The sequence below is a fragment of the Halomonas sp. ND22Bw genome, assembly GCF_003011945.1.
In the GTDB taxonomy this organism is placed as follows: domain Bacteria; phylum Pseudomonadota; class Gammaproteobacteria; order Pseudomonadales; family Halomonadaceae; genus Halomonas; species Halomonas halophila.
Window position 1 is genome coordinate 1 of record NZ_PXWD01000149.1, and the last position, 464, is coordinate 464.

1 protein-coding gene is annotated in these 464 nt (G+C 70.3%); it reads left to right on the forward strand.

What is annotated here, in order from left to right; all coding sequences use genetic code 11:
* On the forward strand, window positions 1–464 hold a 464-nt coding region (locus CVH10_RS17435; RefSeq protein WP_146142988.1), incomplete at both ends, for a tRNA pseudouridine(38-40) synthase TruA.

Genomic DNA, 464 nt, shown 5'->3' on the forward strand with positions numbered 1-464 from the left:
CGAGTGTGCAGCAGGCGATCGAGGACGCCGCCGCGACGATCACCGGCGAGACGGTGACGTGCCATGCCGCCGGGCGCACGGACGCGGGGGTCCATGCGCTGGGGATGCGCGCGCATGTCGAGATCGCCAAGCCGATCGAGCCGTTCCGGTTGATGGAAGCGCTGAACGCGCGGTTGCGGCCGGCGCCGGTCGCGGTGCTGGCGTGCGAAACGGTCCCCGACGACTGGCATGCGCGTTTTTCGTGCCTGGGCCGCGCCTATGAATATCGCATCGCCAACCGGCGCGCGCCGTTGACGGTCGAAAAGGGGCTGGCGTGGCAGGTGCCGCAGCCGCTGAACGCCAAGGCGATGCATGAGGCCGCGCAGCTGCTGGTCGGGCGGCATGACTTCACCACCTTCCGCTCGGCGCATTGCCAGTCGGCCAGCCCGGTAAAGACGCTGTCGCGGCTGGACGTGGCCCGCGAC